Origin of the sequence: Aeromonas sp. DNRA1 (assembly GCF_963888745.1) — a bacterium.
Lineage (GTDB): Bacteria > Pseudomonadota > Gammaproteobacteria > Enterobacterales > Aeromonadaceae > Aeromonas > Aeromonas hydrophila.
Map to the genome: position 1 here is coordinate 637,798 of NZ_CAWPKQ010000002.1, position 15,738 is coordinate 653,535.

Below are 15,738 nucleotides of genomic sequence, written 5' to 3' on the forward strand. Positions count from 1 at the left end.
ATAAAAATGATCAATTTTCTGGATTTGAAAGCTATCAATAGTCGATATCAGCAAGAACTCAAGGATGCCTGTGCTCGTGTCATTGATTCCGGTTGGTATATTATGGGGAATGAGCTAAGCCAATTTGAAACAGAGTTTGCAGCCTATTGTGGCTCCAAACATGCGATCGGTGTTGCCAATGGCCTGGATGCTCTTATTCTAGTAATGCGTGCTTGGAAAGAACTCGGCAAACTCAAGGCTGGTGATGAGGTCATTGTTCAGGCCAATACCTACATAGCATCTGTTTTGGCTATTACTGAGAACGATCTGGTTCCGGTCCTGGTAGAACCAAACACTGATACTTACAACCTTGATCCTGAGTCGGTTAAAGCCGCTATCACCCCCAAAACTAGAGCAATCCTGCCTGTACATCTCTATGGCCAGCTGTCTCCCATGTCTGAACTCATGGCGATTGCCAAAGAACATGGACTGTTGGTATTGGAGGATTGCGCGCAGGCACATGGGGCTGAAATCAAGGGAAAGCGCGCCGGTAATTGGGGTGATGCGGCTGGTTTCAGCTTTTATCCGGGGAAGAATCTGGGGGCTCTTGGTGATGCAGGTGCTGTGACTACGAATGATGATGACCTGGCCCAAACGCTGAAGGCTTTGCGCAACTATGGCTCTCATAAAAAGTATGAAAACCTCTATCAAGGAGTAAATAGCCGCCTGGATGAAATTCAGGCCGCCATGCTAAGGGTTAAATTACGTCATTTAACGACTGAAACAGTACGTCGCCAACAGATTGCAAAAAGCTATCGTCGCAATATCTCCAACCCATTAATTATATTACCACAGGTAGAAGAAGAGTCAGCCCATGTATGGCATCTCTTTGTCGTGCGTTGTGAAATGCGTGATGCTTTGCATAAACATTTGTGTGAACGAGGAATTCAAACCTTAATTCACTATCCAATTCCACCACATAAACAGCAGGCATATAGCACCTATGCCAATATGTCTCTGCCGTTTACTGAGATGCTGCATCAACAGGTACTTTCTATCCCGCTAGATCCGAGTATTGATGATGAACAGATTGCTAATGTTATTGCAGCAATGAACGAGTTTGTTGCATGAAACGCTTGCTCAAAGTCACCGCTATGACAGGGTTATTAACTTTGTTTAAAATGGCGATGGGGTTTGTGATTGCCAAAGTGGTGGCCATTTATACTGGCCCCACTGGTATGGCAATGCTAGGGCAAGTTCAGAGCATGGTTATCAGCCTTAATGGTATCATTAATGCGCCAGTGAGTAGCGGGCTCGTTCGCTACACGGCAGAGAAACATGGTGAGGGATTTGAAAGTTGTGCTCCCTGGTGGCGAGCATCATTACAATGGGTATTTATTATTTCCGCAATAATTATACCGACTGGGCTTTTGTTAGCCGAGCATCTAGCTATTTGGTTATTTCAGAATGAATCTCTTGCTTGGGTTATCGTGGTAACAGTTGCTGTATTACCTCTTTCAGCAATAGGTACTTTGTGTAACTCGGTAATTAATGGTCAACAGAAATATCGTCGCTACGTATCTCTCGGGATGTTGTCAGCCTTTATTTCTGGTACTGTGATGTTGATATTAATAATGCAAGAAAATATTAACGGTGCTTTATTGGCTACCGCAATTCAATCCTCTTTAATTGGACTGATAATGCTAATTGCCAACATTCGTCAGCCATGGCTAAGGCTGTGTTATTGGTGGGGGGATACAGATAACACAGCTAGAAAGGCGATTGGTGGCTACATGTTGATGGCAATGACGACAGCTTTAACTGTGCCGATCTCACTTATTTTAGTTAGAAATATCTTGATCTCACAGGTAGGATGGGAGGCAGCTGGTCAATGGCAGGCTGTATGGAAAATATCAGAGGTTTATCTGGGGGTGATAACTATGGCCTTGGGTACATATTATTTGCCTCGTCTTTCATCTTTGGTTGGTTCGGCGGCTATTATTGACGAAATACACCGAACGACTCGTATCATATTGCCAATAGTGGCTTTTTTGGCTTTATGTGTTTACCTATTACGTGATGTGGCTATTTGGCTTCTATTTACTAGTGAGTTTTATGCTGCAAGAGACTTGTTTGCTGTTCAGCTTCTGGGGGATGTGATTAAAGTTGCGAGCTGGCTTTATGCGTATGTAATGCTGTCTCGCGGTGCAACTAAATTGTTTATTTCTACAGAAATAATTTTTTCTTTTTTATTTGTTGCTCTTTCATATGTCGGTGTGACTATCTATGGCTTAGAAGGTGTAAATATTGCCTATACCGTCAACTACACTCTTTACTTTATTTTTGTATTTTTAAAATTAAAGAGTGTAGCTTGCTGATTTTTGGAAAAAATATATGAAACCTATTACAATTCTAATACCATCTTTCAATCATGCTCCTTATATAACCGAGCTGTTTGAGTCAATCGATAAGATAGAAGAAAAGAATATCGAAGTATTAATAATTGATGACTGCTCATCTGATGGTTCAGATGAGTTGATAAAGGAGTATGCAGCTAATAAAAGTAATGTCTCATTTTATATTAAAAATGAAAATAAAGGGCTGGTTGATTCACTGAAGTTTGGTATAACAAAGATTAAAACAGATTATTTTTATTTGATCGCATCGGATGACATAATAGATTATCGGAACTTTTCAGCTGCTTTAAATTATATGCAAGAGAACCCTAGTTTATTTTTTAGCATATTTGGAGCGGAGAGTTTCTCCAACGATGACCGTTATCAATCGACATATACAAACAAACATAGAGACTTTTTTTCTTTACCGCAGTATGAAATTGCGGAGAAAATTTTTTATGCGCATCCTGCCCCAATATTATTACAGTCTACAATTTTTAAAACCTCAGAATTTAAAAGTTATAATTTGATAGATAATGATCTAAAGTTTGATGATTATCCAATTTTTATTAAGTATTTCCAAGCATTGAAAGATGAAGCCATTAAGCGATTTGCATTTTTTCCAGATATGAACTTGGTGAAATATAGACATCATGATAATAATACATATAAGAATTATGCTAAAATGTATTCCATGTTTGAAGCTGTCTATAATAAGTTAGCGCCTAATACTAAAGTCTGTAATCATTCTAAAGCTATGTATTGGTACTTATATTTTATAAAATCGATGTTGTCATTAAGATTAGATGTTGTCCTTTTTTTACTTAAAAAATATAAGTGTTCATATATTAGATATCTGCCATTGTTCATTTATTACAAGGCAAAATATTAATGGACTATGAAGAATTTTTCTCCTTTGCTTATCAAGATATATACAAGTATATACTAATAGCGTTTTTTTTATTCATGTTCCAGTATTTTTTGGTTAAACGGTTTTGTATTGGAGGTATTTTAGACCCCTTCCATATAATATATACATTTACATATGCCACATCGTATGCTGTGGTTGGTTTATTATGGCTGGGCGGGTATGTTGATAGTTATATACTCATTATGTTACTGGTCTATGGTATATTATTTTTATTTTCTCTTAAGATACTGGAGTATTCTGGGAGTGAGTTTGGTCGAATAACATATATATTTCGTGGGTTAGTTAATGCTAACGGTTCATCCTTTGCTGTTGGCTGCATCACCTTTATCTATATTTTATTGACTCTGATGCTAATCCATAGTAAGGGTTTTTCACTGTTTTCCACAACGAACAGATTTGAGGATAATAGGGGGATTGGTCCGGCAGTAAAATTTTGGGAATATTCGTCATATTTTATTACTGCATATTTATCTATATCTTTTCATAAAGCCAGTAATGCCTTTAAAAGAAAAATAATTTCCATTGGTCTCATCTCTTATATAATTTTCAACAGTGTCATCAGTGGTGCCAAATCAGATGTTTTTCTGTATGGTTTAGCATGCTTCTATGCGCAGTCAGTTTTTCATGGAAAACCAACGTATAAGATAAAGCATATTCTTTATATTTCTTCATTCGGACTATCTGCTATTTTTTGTGTGTTGTATTTCAATTTTTCAAGTACATTAAATGCGGAGAACGAGTTTGTCGATATATTTGCCTCTCTATTTATAAGATTTACAGACAGAATTTTATCAAATGGTGATGTATATTATATGGGGTTACCATATAATGTAATTGATGGTATTAATGTTGATAATTTTTTTGTTATCCTCTTTGCACCATTACTTGGTGTATCTGTACTTAGTTCTATAGCGGGATATGATGTTAGCTCATTCGAATTAGGCCGACAAATTCTACTCTATCATTATCCTCTTCACGATATCGCTGGCGGGCCTACAGACCATTTTGATTTATTTGCATATAAATTCTTTGGATATGCAGGAGGTTTATTCGTTATATTTCTTGGTGTATACATATATGTAATTCGGATGATAATAAAATCTGGTAGATCAAATCACTATCTTTCAGCTGTATACACAGTTTTGTGGTTTAATGTCATATCTATTCTCCTAAAGCCTGGTATGTTGTTGAGTTCTTTACTTTTACCATGCATATTTTTTGTATTTATCGGGTTGTTATGTAGGGTTTTAACTATAAACGGAGATGTTGATGGAAAAAAAACTAATAATATTTGATGTTTGTGGCACCCTATATGAAAGTAATACCACATTTGATTTTATAAGATTTTTTAGAAAAGATTCTATCTATATAAAACTTCTTGATTGGAGACCAATAAAGCTACTTTTGGTCGTTTTAGGAAAAGTCATATCTTTAGACATTTATCGTTCTCTTTTCATATATAGTCTAAAGGGGATTGAAAGAGCTACATTAATAGAAGCAGCAAACGATTTTTATGAGCATGTATTGCAGTATAAAAAAATTGACACAACGCATCTGCTTTTAGAGCGATCTAAGCAACAAAGCGGGGTTGATATCCTATATTGTTCTGCATCGCTAGATATCATTGTTCAGGTTATTTCTGAAAGATTAGGGGGGAGGTATCAGGCATCATCGCTCTCATTTTCCCCTGATGGGATTTGCTCTGGTTTTTTATCCAATGATCTTCTAGGGAAAAAGAATGTTTCTTTTAAAAATATGGATATAGAACTCACAGTAACTGATAATATCAGTGACCTAGCACTGCTCAAAATGTCTAAAAACTCATTTGTATTATCAAAACAAAAGCATATTTCTTTTTGGAAAAAAAATGGATTCACTGTTGATCTGGTGATTAAATGAAATTTCTCTATATACCATTGATGTATACATTTCATACCAGACTGCTTGGTTTGAAAAGCAAAGTTGCTTGGATATTCACATACATTATACCCACATTTATAGCCTATATGTATATATATAGTGCAGAAATAAATAGTGTATTGGCAGAAATGATATCTTTTGGCGTCTCCGTTACATGTATATATGGAGCCTATGAATTAGGTTATATTTATAACGATGCGGAATTAATTAAAAGAGAAATAAATCCAACACTACGTCTGAGTAATAATGAAACAGAGTTTTATGAGAAGCATAAGTTATACATATATACGCTCAGACTGATGGTTTTATTTGGATTGCTTTATGTATTATATGTAGTGGCTATAAATACTTTCCTATCTACAGCATTATCATGTCTCGCAATTATAGTTCTCTATGTCATATATAATAGCGCTCGTAGTATGATTAATATTCCATTGTATTCCTGTCTAGTATTTTTCAGGTATTTTGGCTCTGTGTTTTTATTTTGTAGTATTAGTCATATATTCCTGCTTTGGGTGATATATCCATTTGTCAGCACAATAGAATTTGCGGCAAAAGATAAATATAAGATATCAATGCTATCCGGTTTAGTGAAAAACGATCGTTATAGAGTTTTGATTTATTTTATACTAGTGGCGTTGTTGTTTACATTTTACGTTGCTTATGGTGAGCTAGTCCTTTTACCTTTAATATTGGCATTGTATTTTCTACTCTATCGAACGCTTATTTTTTGGAAAGCCGCGGATTTAAGAAATTGATTCTCTTATTTAGAGTTAAAGGATAAAGGTATGGACTTTAGTGTATTAATGTCTCTTTATCATAAAGAGAGCCCAGATTATCTAGCTTTATGTTTACAGAGCTTATCTGAACAGACTTTGTTTCCAAATGAGGTGCTCATCGTTTTCGATGGACCTATTACAGCTTCTCTTGAAGATACTGTGAGACAATGGTCTGCTCGCCTGCCGATAAATATTTTAAGATTGGAGAATAATGTTGGTCTAGGGCCAGCCTTAAATGAAGGATTGAAACTTTGTCGTCATGAAGTAATTTTTAGAATGGATACGGATGATATTTGTCATCCTCTTCGCTTTGAGCGACAAATAGAATTCTTGCTGAATAATCCGCATGTTGGACTGTTAAGTACATGGGTCGGTGAGTTCGATAAAGAAAGTGATGATGTGCATTCAATAAAAAAAATACCAATCCATCACAATGAAATCGTAGCTTTTGCAAAGAAAAGAAATCCATTTAATCATATGGCTGTTGGTTATAGAAAGTCAGCTGTATTGTCAGCCGGTGCATATCAAGATGACTATTTATATGAAGACTATGCTTTATGGGTTAGAATGATAAAAAATGGAGTTGTAACCGCTAATTTGCCAGATGTATTAGTTTACGCGAGAACTGGTAATGGTATGGAGTTTCGTAGAGGTGGGTTGGCTTACTTCTTATCTGAGCTGAAAGTTCAATATAGTTTTTATAAAGCTGGGTTTACCAACGCTTATGAATTAATTCGTAATATTGCAATTAGACTCCCAGTAAGATTCGTGCCTGGTAAATTCAGAAAGTATATATATAGGAAGTTTTTGAGGGAATAAACGTGGCTGAGGAATGCTGAGTAATTTTGTTTTTTAACTATTAAATGGTCTTGTCTATGATATTGTTGACTGGTGCAAGCGGGTTTGTTGGAAATGCAATACTAAATAAGTTAGTTGATGTACCATTAAAAATATTAAGCCGTAAAGATATTCCCCATTTTGACGGTTATTGTTTTTATGGGGAGATAGATGGCCACTCAAACTATCAGAGTGCCGTAGAAGGTGTGAGTATTGTTATCCATACAGCAGCTTGTGCGCACAAAAATAATTTATCAGTAGAAAATTATTATGAAGTAAATACCGCAGGCACATTGAATCTTGCTAGACAGGCTGCTGATGCAGGTGTAAAAAGATTTATCTTCATCAGTTCAATTGGAGTCAATGGAAGAAGTAATAATGGAGCACCTTTCCGATATGATGATGTCCCCCAGCCTTCGGATGAGTATGCAGATTCAAAACTAAAGGCTGAAATTGGTCTGCTTGAAATAGCTAAAAAAAGTAAAATGGAAGTTGTTATAATTCGCCCGCCACTAGTATATGGTGCTGATGCTCCTGGGAATTTTGGCAGGCTTGTCCATGCTGTGAACAATGATTACTGGCTGCCGCTGGGGAAAATCAATAATAAACGTAGTTTTATAGCCATAGATAATCTAGTTGACTTTATAATTACTTGTACTGAGCATCCTCTAGCTGCCAATAAAATATTATTAGTGAGTGATGGGAAAGATATTTCTACTACTGAACTGCTCAAAATGATGGAGGTTTATTCTGGCAAGAAATCATCTAAATTATTACCATTGCCTATAAGTTGGCTCAGGTTTGCCGGTAAGATCACTAGAAAAGATGCGGTTATAAAAAGTCTGTGCGATGACTTGCTAGTTGATATCACATACACAAAAGAAACCTTAGGCTGGCAACCATTGATATCAGTGGAAGAGGGCATTAGGCGTTGTTTCATAAGGGGTTGATATGTTAATTCGCTTTTTCGATTTTTTTTCCGCTTTGTGTGGTTTGTTGTTGCTGTTACCTGTCTTACTTATAGTTACTGTAGTTGGTTTTTTTGATACGGGCTCTCCAATCTTTATTCAAACTCGTGTTGGTAAAAATAAAAAAGCATTTCGTCTTATTAAGTTCCGCACTATGTCTGTTGATACTAAATCTGTAGCAAGTCATTTGGCCAGTTCTGCATCTATAACTAAATTTGGACGTTTTTTAAGAAAAACAAAGATTGATGAGTTGCCACAATTAATAAATGTATTGAAGGGGGAGATGAGTTTAGTCGGGCCTCGACCTAATTTGTTTAATCAAGATGAGTTGATTGCTGAACGGGATGCCCTAGGAATATATAATGTATTACCTGGTATTACTGGGTTGGCACAAGTGAAAAATATAGATATGTCTACTCCTAAGTTGTTGGCACAAACTGATCGCCAAATGATAGATAGTTTAACTTTTATTAACTATGTTCGTTATATTGCTATGACTGCTACTGGTAGTGGTAAAGGGGATGCGGTGAAAAAAAAATAACTATATGATTCTATGAAGTTATTTTTCATGTATATCAGTAGTGAAACAGTATTTCATCGTTATTTTTACCATGGAGTGTAATAATGTTGGCATCATTTTTGGGCATTCCACGTCTATATAAGCGAGTCATCAGTGTGCTTGCTGATACGGTCTTGCTATCGCTGGCTTTTTGGGGCGGTTTTTGGGTTAGGCTGGATGATGCTATGCCCATTAAAAGTGTTCTACACTGGCAGGCACTGGCATTGTTAGTACCAATGACAATCTTCATTTTTATACGGTTAGGGTTATATCGAGCTGTTCTGCGTTACGTTGGTTTCAAAGTACTTTGGACAGTTGTACTAGGTGTCTTCATTTCGACGATGCTATTAGTCATGCTTGGTTTCTTCTTCACAGTTTCTCTTCCAAGAACTGTTCCTATAATCTACTTTGCGTTTGCAATCTTGCTTATAGGTGGGACCAGACTATTTTTCAGAATGTTGATCAATCGTGGAAATAAATCTCGTACACCTGTAATTATATATGGCGCCGGATCCTCTGGTCGTCAGCTGCAGCAGGCCTTGAGCCAAGGGCAAGAATTTTTTACTGTGGCATTTGTTGATGACTCTAAAAGTTTGGAAAAGACCACTATTCAGGGAATAAATGTATATTCCCCAAATCTGATTTCAGATTTGATTGAGCGATTTGATATCAAAAAAGTGTTACTGGCAATCCCTAGTGCTTCTCGTTCGGTACGCCAAGAGGTCATTCGGCGATTAGAGCATTTTCCTTGTGAGGTTCTGTCCATTCCTGGCATGGCTGATCTTGTTGATGGAAAAGCTCTTATTGATGAATTGAAGGAAGTTTCTATAGAAGACTTATTAGGACGGGATCCAGTCGCTCCAATTCCAGAACTGATGAATGCAAACATAACTGGAAAACGTGTCATGGTGACCGGAGCTGGTGGGTCTATTGGTTCTGAGTTATGCCGTCAGATTATTTGCTGTAAGCCCAGTAAGCTCGTTCTTTTTGAGTTATCAGAGTATGCTCTGTATGCAATCGACAAAGAGCTAAACGAAATTTGTCAAGATGAAGGTATTGAGTTAGAAATAGTTCCTCTCTTGGGGTCTGTACAGCGACAGAACCGATTGGTCACTATTATGAATAATTTTCAGATTCAGACTGTTTACCATGCAGCTGCTTACAAACATGTCCCGTTGGTAGAGTACAATGTTGTCGAAGGGGTTCGGAATAATATTTTTGGCACGCTCTATAGCGCTCAGGCCGCTATCGCTGCTGGAGTAGAGACTTTTGTTCTGATCTCTACTGATAAAGCCGTTCGTCCAACAAATACTATGGGGGCGACTAAGCGCTTAGCTGAGTTAGCATTACAAGCATTGGCTTCAGCACAAAGCAAAACTCGCTTTTGTATGGTTCGCTTTGGAAATGTTTTAGGTTCCTCAGGGTCTGTTGTGCCTCTTTTTCGGAGGCAGATTAGAACTGGTGGGCCTCTTACGGTGACTCACCCTGATATTATTCGTTATTTTATGACTATTCCTGAGGCTGCGCAGCTGGTTATCCAAGCGGGGGCAATGGGATGTGGCGGAGATGTATTTGTACTTGACATGGGCCAGCCTGTTAGAATAATAGAACTGGCACATAGAATGATACGCCTAAGTGGTCTTTCTTTAAAAAATGAAAAGAATCCTGCTGGAGATATAGAGGTTAAAATTACAGGGCTTCGTCCTGGTGAGAAATTATACGAGGAACTTCTCATCGGTGACAACGTATCTGGCACACATCATCCCAGAATAATGAAAGCGAATGAAAGTATGCTGCCTTGGACTGAGCTGAGAGTGCTGTTGACAAAAATTGATACTGCTTGTCATGAATTCGATCATGAGCAACTCCGATATCTGTTGTTGGAGGCTCCAGCTGCATTTACACCAACCGATGGTATTTGTGATTTGGTATGGAAAGCGAGAACTGAGTTGGGAACTAATGCGGCCTCACCAACTCTGACAGAAATTGAATTCTTAAACACTGAAATCCATCGTTCCATTCATTGAGCTATAAGTATTTAATAAAACACATATACAATGAATCATCATTCATTAATACTGTTGTTGGGGGGCGCAGGGCAACTTGGGTTGAGTCTTTTCCAGTTGGCAGGAGAAGAATACATTTTGTTGCCCAAGCGAACGGATGCAGAGCTGCTTTATCCTGAGCGACTAGCGCACTTGGTAACAAGATTACGGCCTGCAGTTGTTATTAACGCAGCCGCTTATACATCTGTGGAACAGGCCGAAATTAAATCTGAATTGGCGTATAAAATCAACACAGAAGCTGTAGATATATTGGCCAAGGCGGTTAGAAATGTCGGGGCTTTGTTGGTTCACTTTTCTACAGATTATGTATTTGATGGCAGTGGTAATAAGCCATGGTGTGAGAATGATAAGCCTGCTCCTTTGAACGTCTATGGTTTGAGCAAATGGCAAGGTGAACAAGCCATTATAGCAAGTGGATGCCGGCGATTAATATTGCGCACAAGTTGGTTGCACAGTCCTTATAGAACAAATTTTCTTAAAACGATGTTGAACTTGGCTCCGAGCCATTCACCCCTTCAAATAGTTTGTGATCAAATCGGTGCTCCTACATCGGCTCGAATGTTGGCTGAAGCTACCTTGAGTGCAATCAGCCAGACGCTGGCTAATCCATTACTTGAGGGAACTTATCACGTCGTCGCGAGTGGACACGTCAGCTGGTATGAATATGCTTCATTCATTTTTCAGGAGGCTTTCCATTCCGGTATGCTAAGTTGTAGACCCTCGATTGTTCCTGTAACAAGTAGGATTTATGAGAGTAAGGTACGAAGGCCATTTAACTCGAGACTAGATAATAAGTTGTTTAGTGACACGTTTGGATTTAATTTCTCTCCTTGGGAGGAGGGAGTAGTGGAAACTATTCGACAGCTTTCTATTAATAAATCAGAGTAATCCTATCAAGGCACAGTTGGATGACATTCGAATCATTATGTATTCCTGATGTAATACTCATTTATCATGCGATCCACAAGGATGAGCGTGGCCATTTTATGGAGCTATTTCGTCAACGTGAGTTTGTGAAGTATTGTGGCGATTATACATTCGTCCAGGATAATATCAGTCACTCTCGGCAAGGAACATTACGTGGTCTGCATTATCAGATAGCGCAGCCACAGGGCAAGCTTGTTCAAGTTATCTCTGGTTCGGTTTTCGATGTGGTCGTTGATTTGCGCAAAGAAAGCAGAACCTATGGAGCATGGGCTGGACAAAACCTAGGTAGTGACAAGCCAATGTCGCTCTGGGTTCCTCCAGGATTTGCCCATGGTTTCTATGTGCAGAGCGAACAGGCTGTAGTGCTCTACAAATGTACCGACTATTACAGTCCAGATAATGAACGAATTCTAAATTGGGCTGACCCTGTGCTGAATATTGACTGGCCTATAATGAAAAATGCTCCATTGTTCATATCTGAGAAAGATCGCCAAGCACCTTTTATAAATTCTCTTAACTGATTAGGAAAAAAATGTCGCTATGACTAATAAAGAAATTACCAACCAGTCCGACATGCCTATTCCACATGGCTGGAAAACCACCTCCGACGACTTTGATTTACATGAGTTGTTGTTGTTATTGTGGCAGCAGAAGATGATTGTGCTACTGATGGTTTTTGTATTTTTTCTCACAGGACTAGGTTACGCTTTTCTAGCTCCTCAAGTCTGGATTAGTCAGGCCGAAATAAAACAGCCGACCCTTAAAGAGATCAAGTCTCTTGAGCTGAAAATTGCTCAGCTAGCGGGGGCTCAAATACCAACAACAGCCTTTGCGATTTTTGATAAAAAGTCTCTTTACAATGATTTTTTGAACAGTTTTAACAGCTTTGATAATAAACGCAGGTTTTTAACAGATGAAGGGTATTTGGATGCCGAAGCAACACGGTTGGGTATCACTGATGAGCGCACGAAGCGTTTACTATTGGCAAAAATGGCTGATGGTATCAATGCCAGATTGGTAGATAAGTTGAGCGACAACACAACGCTATCTTTTCCGGCTAGTACGGCTGCAGAGGCTGAGCTGCGCCTCGAAAAATACATCGATTTTATTCAGCAGCAGGAATCAGCCGTAAAAAATCAGGAGCTGGATACTATTTTGAGGAACCAGCTAAAAATGTTAGATACCCAGTTCGAGAGTGTGAAGAACGATACGTTGCTGCAGTTGCAGGATGACTTATTGAGAACTGAATACAGCTTGCGTATCACCAAGGCAGCGGGAATCGAAGAACCTATTCAGAACTTGCAAGATCAAGGTAGCTTGCCCATTGATCTCGGAGCAAAGGCTTTAGCAGAGAAGCTCAAGGTACTCAAGGAGATCAAGAATCCCGAATTCATGAACCCGACCCTCGCTAATCTACGCTTGCAACTGAACTCTCTTAAGGCACTCAGGCTTGGCGAGCAGCCATTTCAATCTTTCTCCTACCTCTCTTCTCCAAGCGAGCCTCTTAGCCGCGACAAACCCAAGCGTCCTTTGGTGATCGTGCTGGCCACCTTGCTTGGCGGCATGCTGGGGGTCGGTGTGGTTCTGGTGAGGCATGCTTTTCGCCGGTCAAAGCAGGTATGATGACCAAATGAAATAAGGAACGGGGGGCTATGGCCCCCTTTTTTTCGGTATTTTTGTCACGCCGCTGACTTATGAACAGGGCTCAACAACATAAAGGGGATCAAGGAAGATGAGCAATAAGGGTCTCTTTGCTGCCGTCTGCGCTCTGTACTGGCTGCTGGGCATGCATTTTTTCATGCACAACCCCGGTGGGGCCGGGCTCTATCTGCCGTTCAATGTCTGGGGCTGGATTTTCGCCAGCCTGGTCATCGGTCTGGGGCTGTGGCAAGTGACGCTGCAGCAGCGGCTGGTGTTCTCCGCTTTACAGGGCTGGCTCTGGTTGGGGGCGCTGCTGCTGCTGCTGCCCATGACCTATCCCGGCTTTGACCTGAAAGACTATGCGATTCCCCGTTTGCTGGGGCTGTTTGCCGGTCTGCTGTTTCTGTTCTGTCTCTACCAGTGGCAGCTGGTGCGGGCATCTCGTGATCGGCTGCTCTATCTGCTGCTGGGGGCGGTGGCCATCGAGGCGCTGCTGGGGCTGGTGCAGTACTACCTGCTGATCCCGGGTAACTGGCTGGGGTACGACACCCACGCCAATCGCCCCTACGGTATCTTTCAACAACCCAATGTGATGGCGACCTTCATGGCGAGCGGGCTTGCCCTGGCCGGCTGGCTGGAGCTGCGCGGTAATGCCAACCCCTGGCTGAAGGGGCTGCGCTATGGGGTGATCCTGGCGGCCAGCCTGCTGCTGGTGGCGCTGCAATCCCGGGTGGGGCAGTTGGGGGGCCTGCTGACGTTGATCCTGCTCGTGCCCGCATTGCATCGTCAGGGGCGGCTGGCACAGGTACTGGGAGTGGTTGCACTCGGTGTCGGGCTGGGGATCGCCTCCCAGTACGGGATCAGCGGTGTCAAACGTGGGCTGGAGGCCTATCAGTCCGGCGGCATGCGTTCCATCTACTGGCCCTATGCCGCCAAGCTGATTGCCCAGTCTCCCTGGGTTGGCTGGGGTTATGGCAGCTTTGAAACCACCTTTTTGCACCACTACATGGCCGACAAGGCGCTGAACCCGGCCATGGTACAGATTGAATACAACCTCGATCACCCCCACAACGAGTTCCTCTACTGGGCGGTAGAAGGGGGACTGGCCCCCATGATCGGCATGGTGCTGATGGGCGGCGCTCTGTTGTGGCGCGTGAGCAAGGCCGGTTGGGTCAAGGGGGCGGCGCTGCTGGCGCTGGTGACCCCCATCCTGCTGCACACCCAGACCGAGTATCCGCTTTATCACGCCATCGCCCTGTGGTGGGCCCTGCTGCTACTGGTGTATGTGCTGGATGCGGAAGTGGAGGGGGGACTGCAGACTTCGGGCCATGCCAGCTGGCGCGAGTATGTCTATCGTCCCTGGTTGTTGCTGCGCTTCGTGGCCATCATCATTCCCCTGCTGGTGGTGCCCTTCATGCTGACCGCCATTCATACCGCCTGGGTGGTGACCAAGTACGAGCGCGGCGGCTACAAGGAGCCGACCTTGCTGCTCGACGTCATCAATCCCATGGCCTGGTTGACCCGGGTCGAGTTTGACGTCAACTCGGTGCGGTTGATGGTCGGCTTGCAGGCCAGCAATCACGCAGAGCTGGAGGCGTATCTCGAGTGGGGTCAGGCGTTTGTGCGACACACGCCGAGAGCCAACATCTACGCCAACATGGTGATCGCGCTGGATGCGCTGGGACGAAAAGAGGAGGCCCGGGCACTGCGCCGCGAGGCACTGGCGCTCTACCCGGGAGATCCCTTGCTGACCGGCTCGGCCGTCACATCCGTAGCCACGGCGCTGGAACGCAAACCCTCGGCCTGATAGCGGCTGTCGAGGCCATGTGGGGCCGGCAGGCTGCGCGATGTTTCATCAACTGCCCCATCGCCTCGCAAAAATGGCGGCCTCTGCTGGACGGCTGAGGCGCCATGGCTAAGATAGTGGCCTCAACGTCTTGTTCAGTAGGGAGTATGAAATGGAGTTAGTGCTTGGCCCGTTGGAGGCCCGCGTGATCGGCTGTCTGATCGAAAAAGAGATCTGCACCCCGGATCAATACCCCCTCTCTCTCAATGCGCTGGTCAATGCCTGCAACCAGAAGAGCAACCGCGAGCCGGTGCTGGAGCTGTCCGAGCTCGACATCCGGGCTGTGGTGGATGAGCTGATCCGCAAGCGGCTGGTGGTCAATACCGCCGGCTTCAATGCCCGGGTTCCCCGTTACCAACACCGCTTCTGCAACACCGAGTTCGGCGAGCTGAAGTTCACCGCCCAGGAGCTCGGCATTATCTGCGAACTCTTGCTGCGCGGCCCGCAGACGCCGGGAGAGCTGCGCTCACGTACCAACCGCCTGTGCAGCTTCGACGACGTGACCCAGGTCGATGCCGTATTGGCCAAGCTGGCCGAGCAGGGACCCTACGTGGTCAAGCTGCCGCGCGAGCCGGGCAAGCGGGAGTCCCGTTACGCCCACCTGTTCAGTGGCGAAGTGGATCTGCAGGCGCTGGCCGAGGCGGCCCCCGCCAGCAGTTATGCCTCGCCCGCGGCGGAACGACTGACGGCGCTGGAGGAGGAGGTCGAGAGCCTCAAGGCGCAGCTGCAGTTGCTGGCCGAGCGTCTGGCGCAGCTGGAAGGCTGATGTGCTGGCAATATGTCCATCAAGAGGCGCCGAGGCGCCTTTTTTTGTGTGCTTTTTCTGTCATCTCACCACCGATGAACCCCATGGCCTCACCTTGCCCCAAGCCCGCCCCTGACGGGGATG

Annotated in this window: 15 protein-coding genes; all 15 read left to right on the top strand. The window is 42.6% G+C overall.

Annotated features, from left to right (window positions below):
- Positions 1-6 precede the first annotated feature (6 nt).
- The 15 genes from AACQ43_RS08910 (at position 7) to AACQ43_RS08980 (ending at position 15,615) form a co-directional block, all read left to right on the top strand.
- Positions 7-1,110 (top strand): DegT/DnrJ/EryC1/StrS family aminotransferase, encoded by a 1,104-nt coding sequence (locus AACQ43_RS08910; RefSeq protein WP_168967015.1) that lies wholly within the window; start codon positions 7-9, stop codon positions 1,108-1,110.
- Complete coding sequence (locus tag AACQ43_RS08915; protein ID WP_168967016.1) at positions 1,107-2,357, top strand: O-antigen translocase; 1,251 nt, start codon at positions 1,107-1,109, stop codon at positions 2,355-2,357. The genes AACQ43_RS08910 and AACQ43_RS08915 overlap by 4 nt, the downstream gene beginning before the upstream one ends.
- Positions 2,358-2,373: 16 nt before the next feature.
- Entirely contained in the window at positions 2,374-3,267 is an 894-nt protein-coding gene (locus tag AACQ43_RS08920; RefSeq protein WP_168967017.1) for a glycosyltransferase family 2 protein, read from the top strand.
- On the top strand, positions 3,267-4,601 hold the full coding sequence (locus tag AACQ43_RS08925; protein WP_168967018.1) for a hypothetical protein: 1,335 nt from the start codon (positions 3,267-3,269) through the stop codon (positions 4,599-4,601). Before AACQ43_RS08920 ends, AACQ43_RS08925 begins: the two co-directional genes overlap by 1 nt.
- Positions 4,576-5,205: a hypothetical protein gene (locus tag AACQ43_RS08930; RefSeq protein WP_168967019.1), complete on the top strand. Its 630-nt coding sequence runs from the start codon at positions 4,576-4,578 to the stop codon at positions 5,203-5,205. Before AACQ43_RS08925 ends, AACQ43_RS08930 begins: the two co-directional genes overlap by 26 nt.
- Positions 5,202-5,984 carry a hypothetical protein gene (locus tag AACQ43_RS08935; protein ID WP_168967020.1) on the top strand — a complete coding sequence of 261 codons (783 nt, stop codon included), beginning with the start codon at positions 5,202-5,204 and terminating at the stop codon, positions 5,982-5,984. Before AACQ43_RS08930 ends, AACQ43_RS08935 begins: the two co-directional genes overlap by 4 nt.
- A 30-nt stretch (positions 5,985-6,014) precedes the next feature.
- Positions 6,015-6,824 (top strand): glycosyltransferase, encoded by an 810-nt coding sequence (locus AACQ43_RS08940; protein ID WP_168967021.1) that lies wholly within the window; start codon positions 6,015-6,017, stop codon positions 6,822-6,824.
- Between the two features lie 56 nt (positions 6,825-6,880).
- Positions 6,881-7,792, top strand: a complete 912-nt coding sequence (locus AACQ43_RS08945; protein ID WP_168967022.1) for an NAD-dependent epimerase/dehydratase family protein — start codon at positions 6,881-6,883, stop codon at positions 7,790-7,792.
- Between the two features lies 1 nt (position 7,793).
- Positions 7,794-8,351 (top strand): sugar transferase, encoded by a 558-nt coding sequence (locus AACQ43_RS08950; RefSeq protein ID WP_168967023.1) that lies wholly within the window; start codon positions 7,794-7,796, stop codon positions 8,349-8,351.
- 83 nt (positions 8,352-8,434) lie between these two features.
- Positions 8,435-10,396: a nucleoside-diphosphate sugar epimerase/dehydratase gene (locus AACQ43_RS08955; RefSeq protein WP_168967024.1), complete on the top strand. Its 1,962-nt coding sequence runs from the start codon at positions 8,435-8,437 to the stop codon at positions 10,394-10,396.
- A 30-nt stretch (positions 10,397-10,426) separates the two neighbouring features.
- A complete protein-coding gene (rfbD, locus tag AACQ43_RS08960) occupies positions 10,427-11,323 on the top strand; it encodes a dTDP-4-dehydrorhamnose reductase (RefSeq protein ID WP_168967025.1) in 897 nt (298 codons plus the stop codon).
- 20 nt (positions 11,324-11,343) lie between these two features.
- Positions 11,344-11,883 carry a dTDP-4-dehydrorhamnose 3,5-epimerase gene (rfbC, locus tag AACQ43_RS08965; protein WP_168967026.1) on the top strand — a complete coding sequence of 180 codons (540 nt, stop codon included), beginning with the start codon at positions 11,344-11,346 and terminating at the stop codon, positions 11,881-11,883.
- Between the two features lie 19 nt (positions 11,884-11,902).
- Complete coding sequence (locus tag AACQ43_RS08970; protein ID WP_248280973.1) at positions 11,903-12,985, top strand: LPS O-antigen chain length determinant protein WzzB; 1,083 nt, start codon at positions 11,903-11,905, stop codon at positions 12,983-12,985.
- A 109-nt stretch (positions 12,986-13,094) separates the two neighbouring features.
- The gene (locus AACQ43_RS08975) at positions 13,095-14,810 is read left to right on the top strand and encodes a PglL family O-oligosaccharyltransferase (protein WP_168967027.1); all 1,716 of its coding nucleotides are present in this window, start codon (positions 13,095-13,097) and stop codon (positions 14,808-14,810) included.
- A 151-nt stretch (positions 14,811-14,961) separates the two neighbouring features.
- Entirely contained in the window at positions 14,962-15,615 is a 654-nt protein-coding gene (locus AACQ43_RS08980; protein ID WP_168967028.1) for a YceH family protein, read from the top strand.
- The last annotated feature ends 123 nt before the right edge of the window (positions 15,616-15,738 follow it).

Bases quoted from the DNA above. Each gene is read 5' to 3' on its own strand.
- AACQ43_RS08910 (WP_168967015.1), top strand. From the start codon at position 7: ATGATCAATTTTCTGGATTTGAAAGCTATCAATAGTCGATATCAGCAA.
- AACQ43_RS08915 (WP_168967016.1), top strand. From the start codon at position 1,107: ATGAAACGCTTGCTCAAAGTCACCGCTATGACAGGGTTATTAACTTTG.
- AACQ43_RS08920 (WP_168967017.1), top strand. From the start codon at position 2,374: ATGAAACCTATTACAATTCTAATACCATCTTTCAATCATGCTCCTTAT.
- AACQ43_RS08925 (WP_168967018.1), top strand. From the start codon at position 3,267: ATGGACTATGAAGAATTTTTCTCCTTTGCTTATCAAGATATATACAAG.
- AACQ43_RS08930 (WP_168967019.1), top strand. From the start codon at position 4,576: ATGGAAAAAAAACTAATAATATTTGATGTTTGTGGCACCCTATATGAA.
- AACQ43_RS08935 (WP_168967020.1), top strand. From the start codon at position 5,202: ATGAAATTTCTCTATATACCATTGATGTATACATTTCATACCAGACTG.
- AACQ43_RS08940 (WP_168967021.1), top strand. From the start codon at position 6,015: ATGGACTTTAGTGTATTAATGTCTCTTTATCATAAAGAGAGCCCAGAT.
- AACQ43_RS08945 (WP_168967022.1), top strand. From the start codon at position 6,881: ATGATATTGTTGACTGGTGCAAGCGGGTTTGTTGGAAATGCAATACTA.
- AACQ43_RS08950 (WP_168967023.1), top strand. From the start codon at position 7,794: ATGTTAATTCGCTTTTTCGATTTTTTTTCCGCTTTGTGTGGTTTGTTG.
- AACQ43_RS08955 (WP_168967024.1), top strand. From the start codon at position 8,435: ATGTTGGCATCATTTTTGGGCATTCCACGTCTATATAAGCGAGTCATC.
- rfbD (WP_168967025.1), top strand. From the start codon at position 10,427: ATGAATCATCATTCATTAATACTGTTGTTGGGGGGCGCAGGGCAACTT.
- rfbC (WP_168967026.1), top strand. From the start codon at position 11,344: ATGACATTCGAATCATTATGTATTCCTGATGTAATACTCATTTATCAT.
- AACQ43_RS08970 (WP_248280973.1), top strand. From the start codon at position 11,903: ATGACTAATAAAGAAATTACCAACCAGTCCGACATGCCTATTCCACAT.
- AACQ43_RS08975 (WP_168967027.1), top strand. From the start codon at position 13,095: ATGAGCAATAAGGGTCTCTTTGCTGCCGTCTGCGCTCTGTACTGGCTG.
- AACQ43_RS08980 (WP_168967028.1), top strand. From the start codon at position 14,962: ATGGAGTTAGTGCTTGGCCCGTTGGAGGCCCGCGTGATCGGCTGTCTG.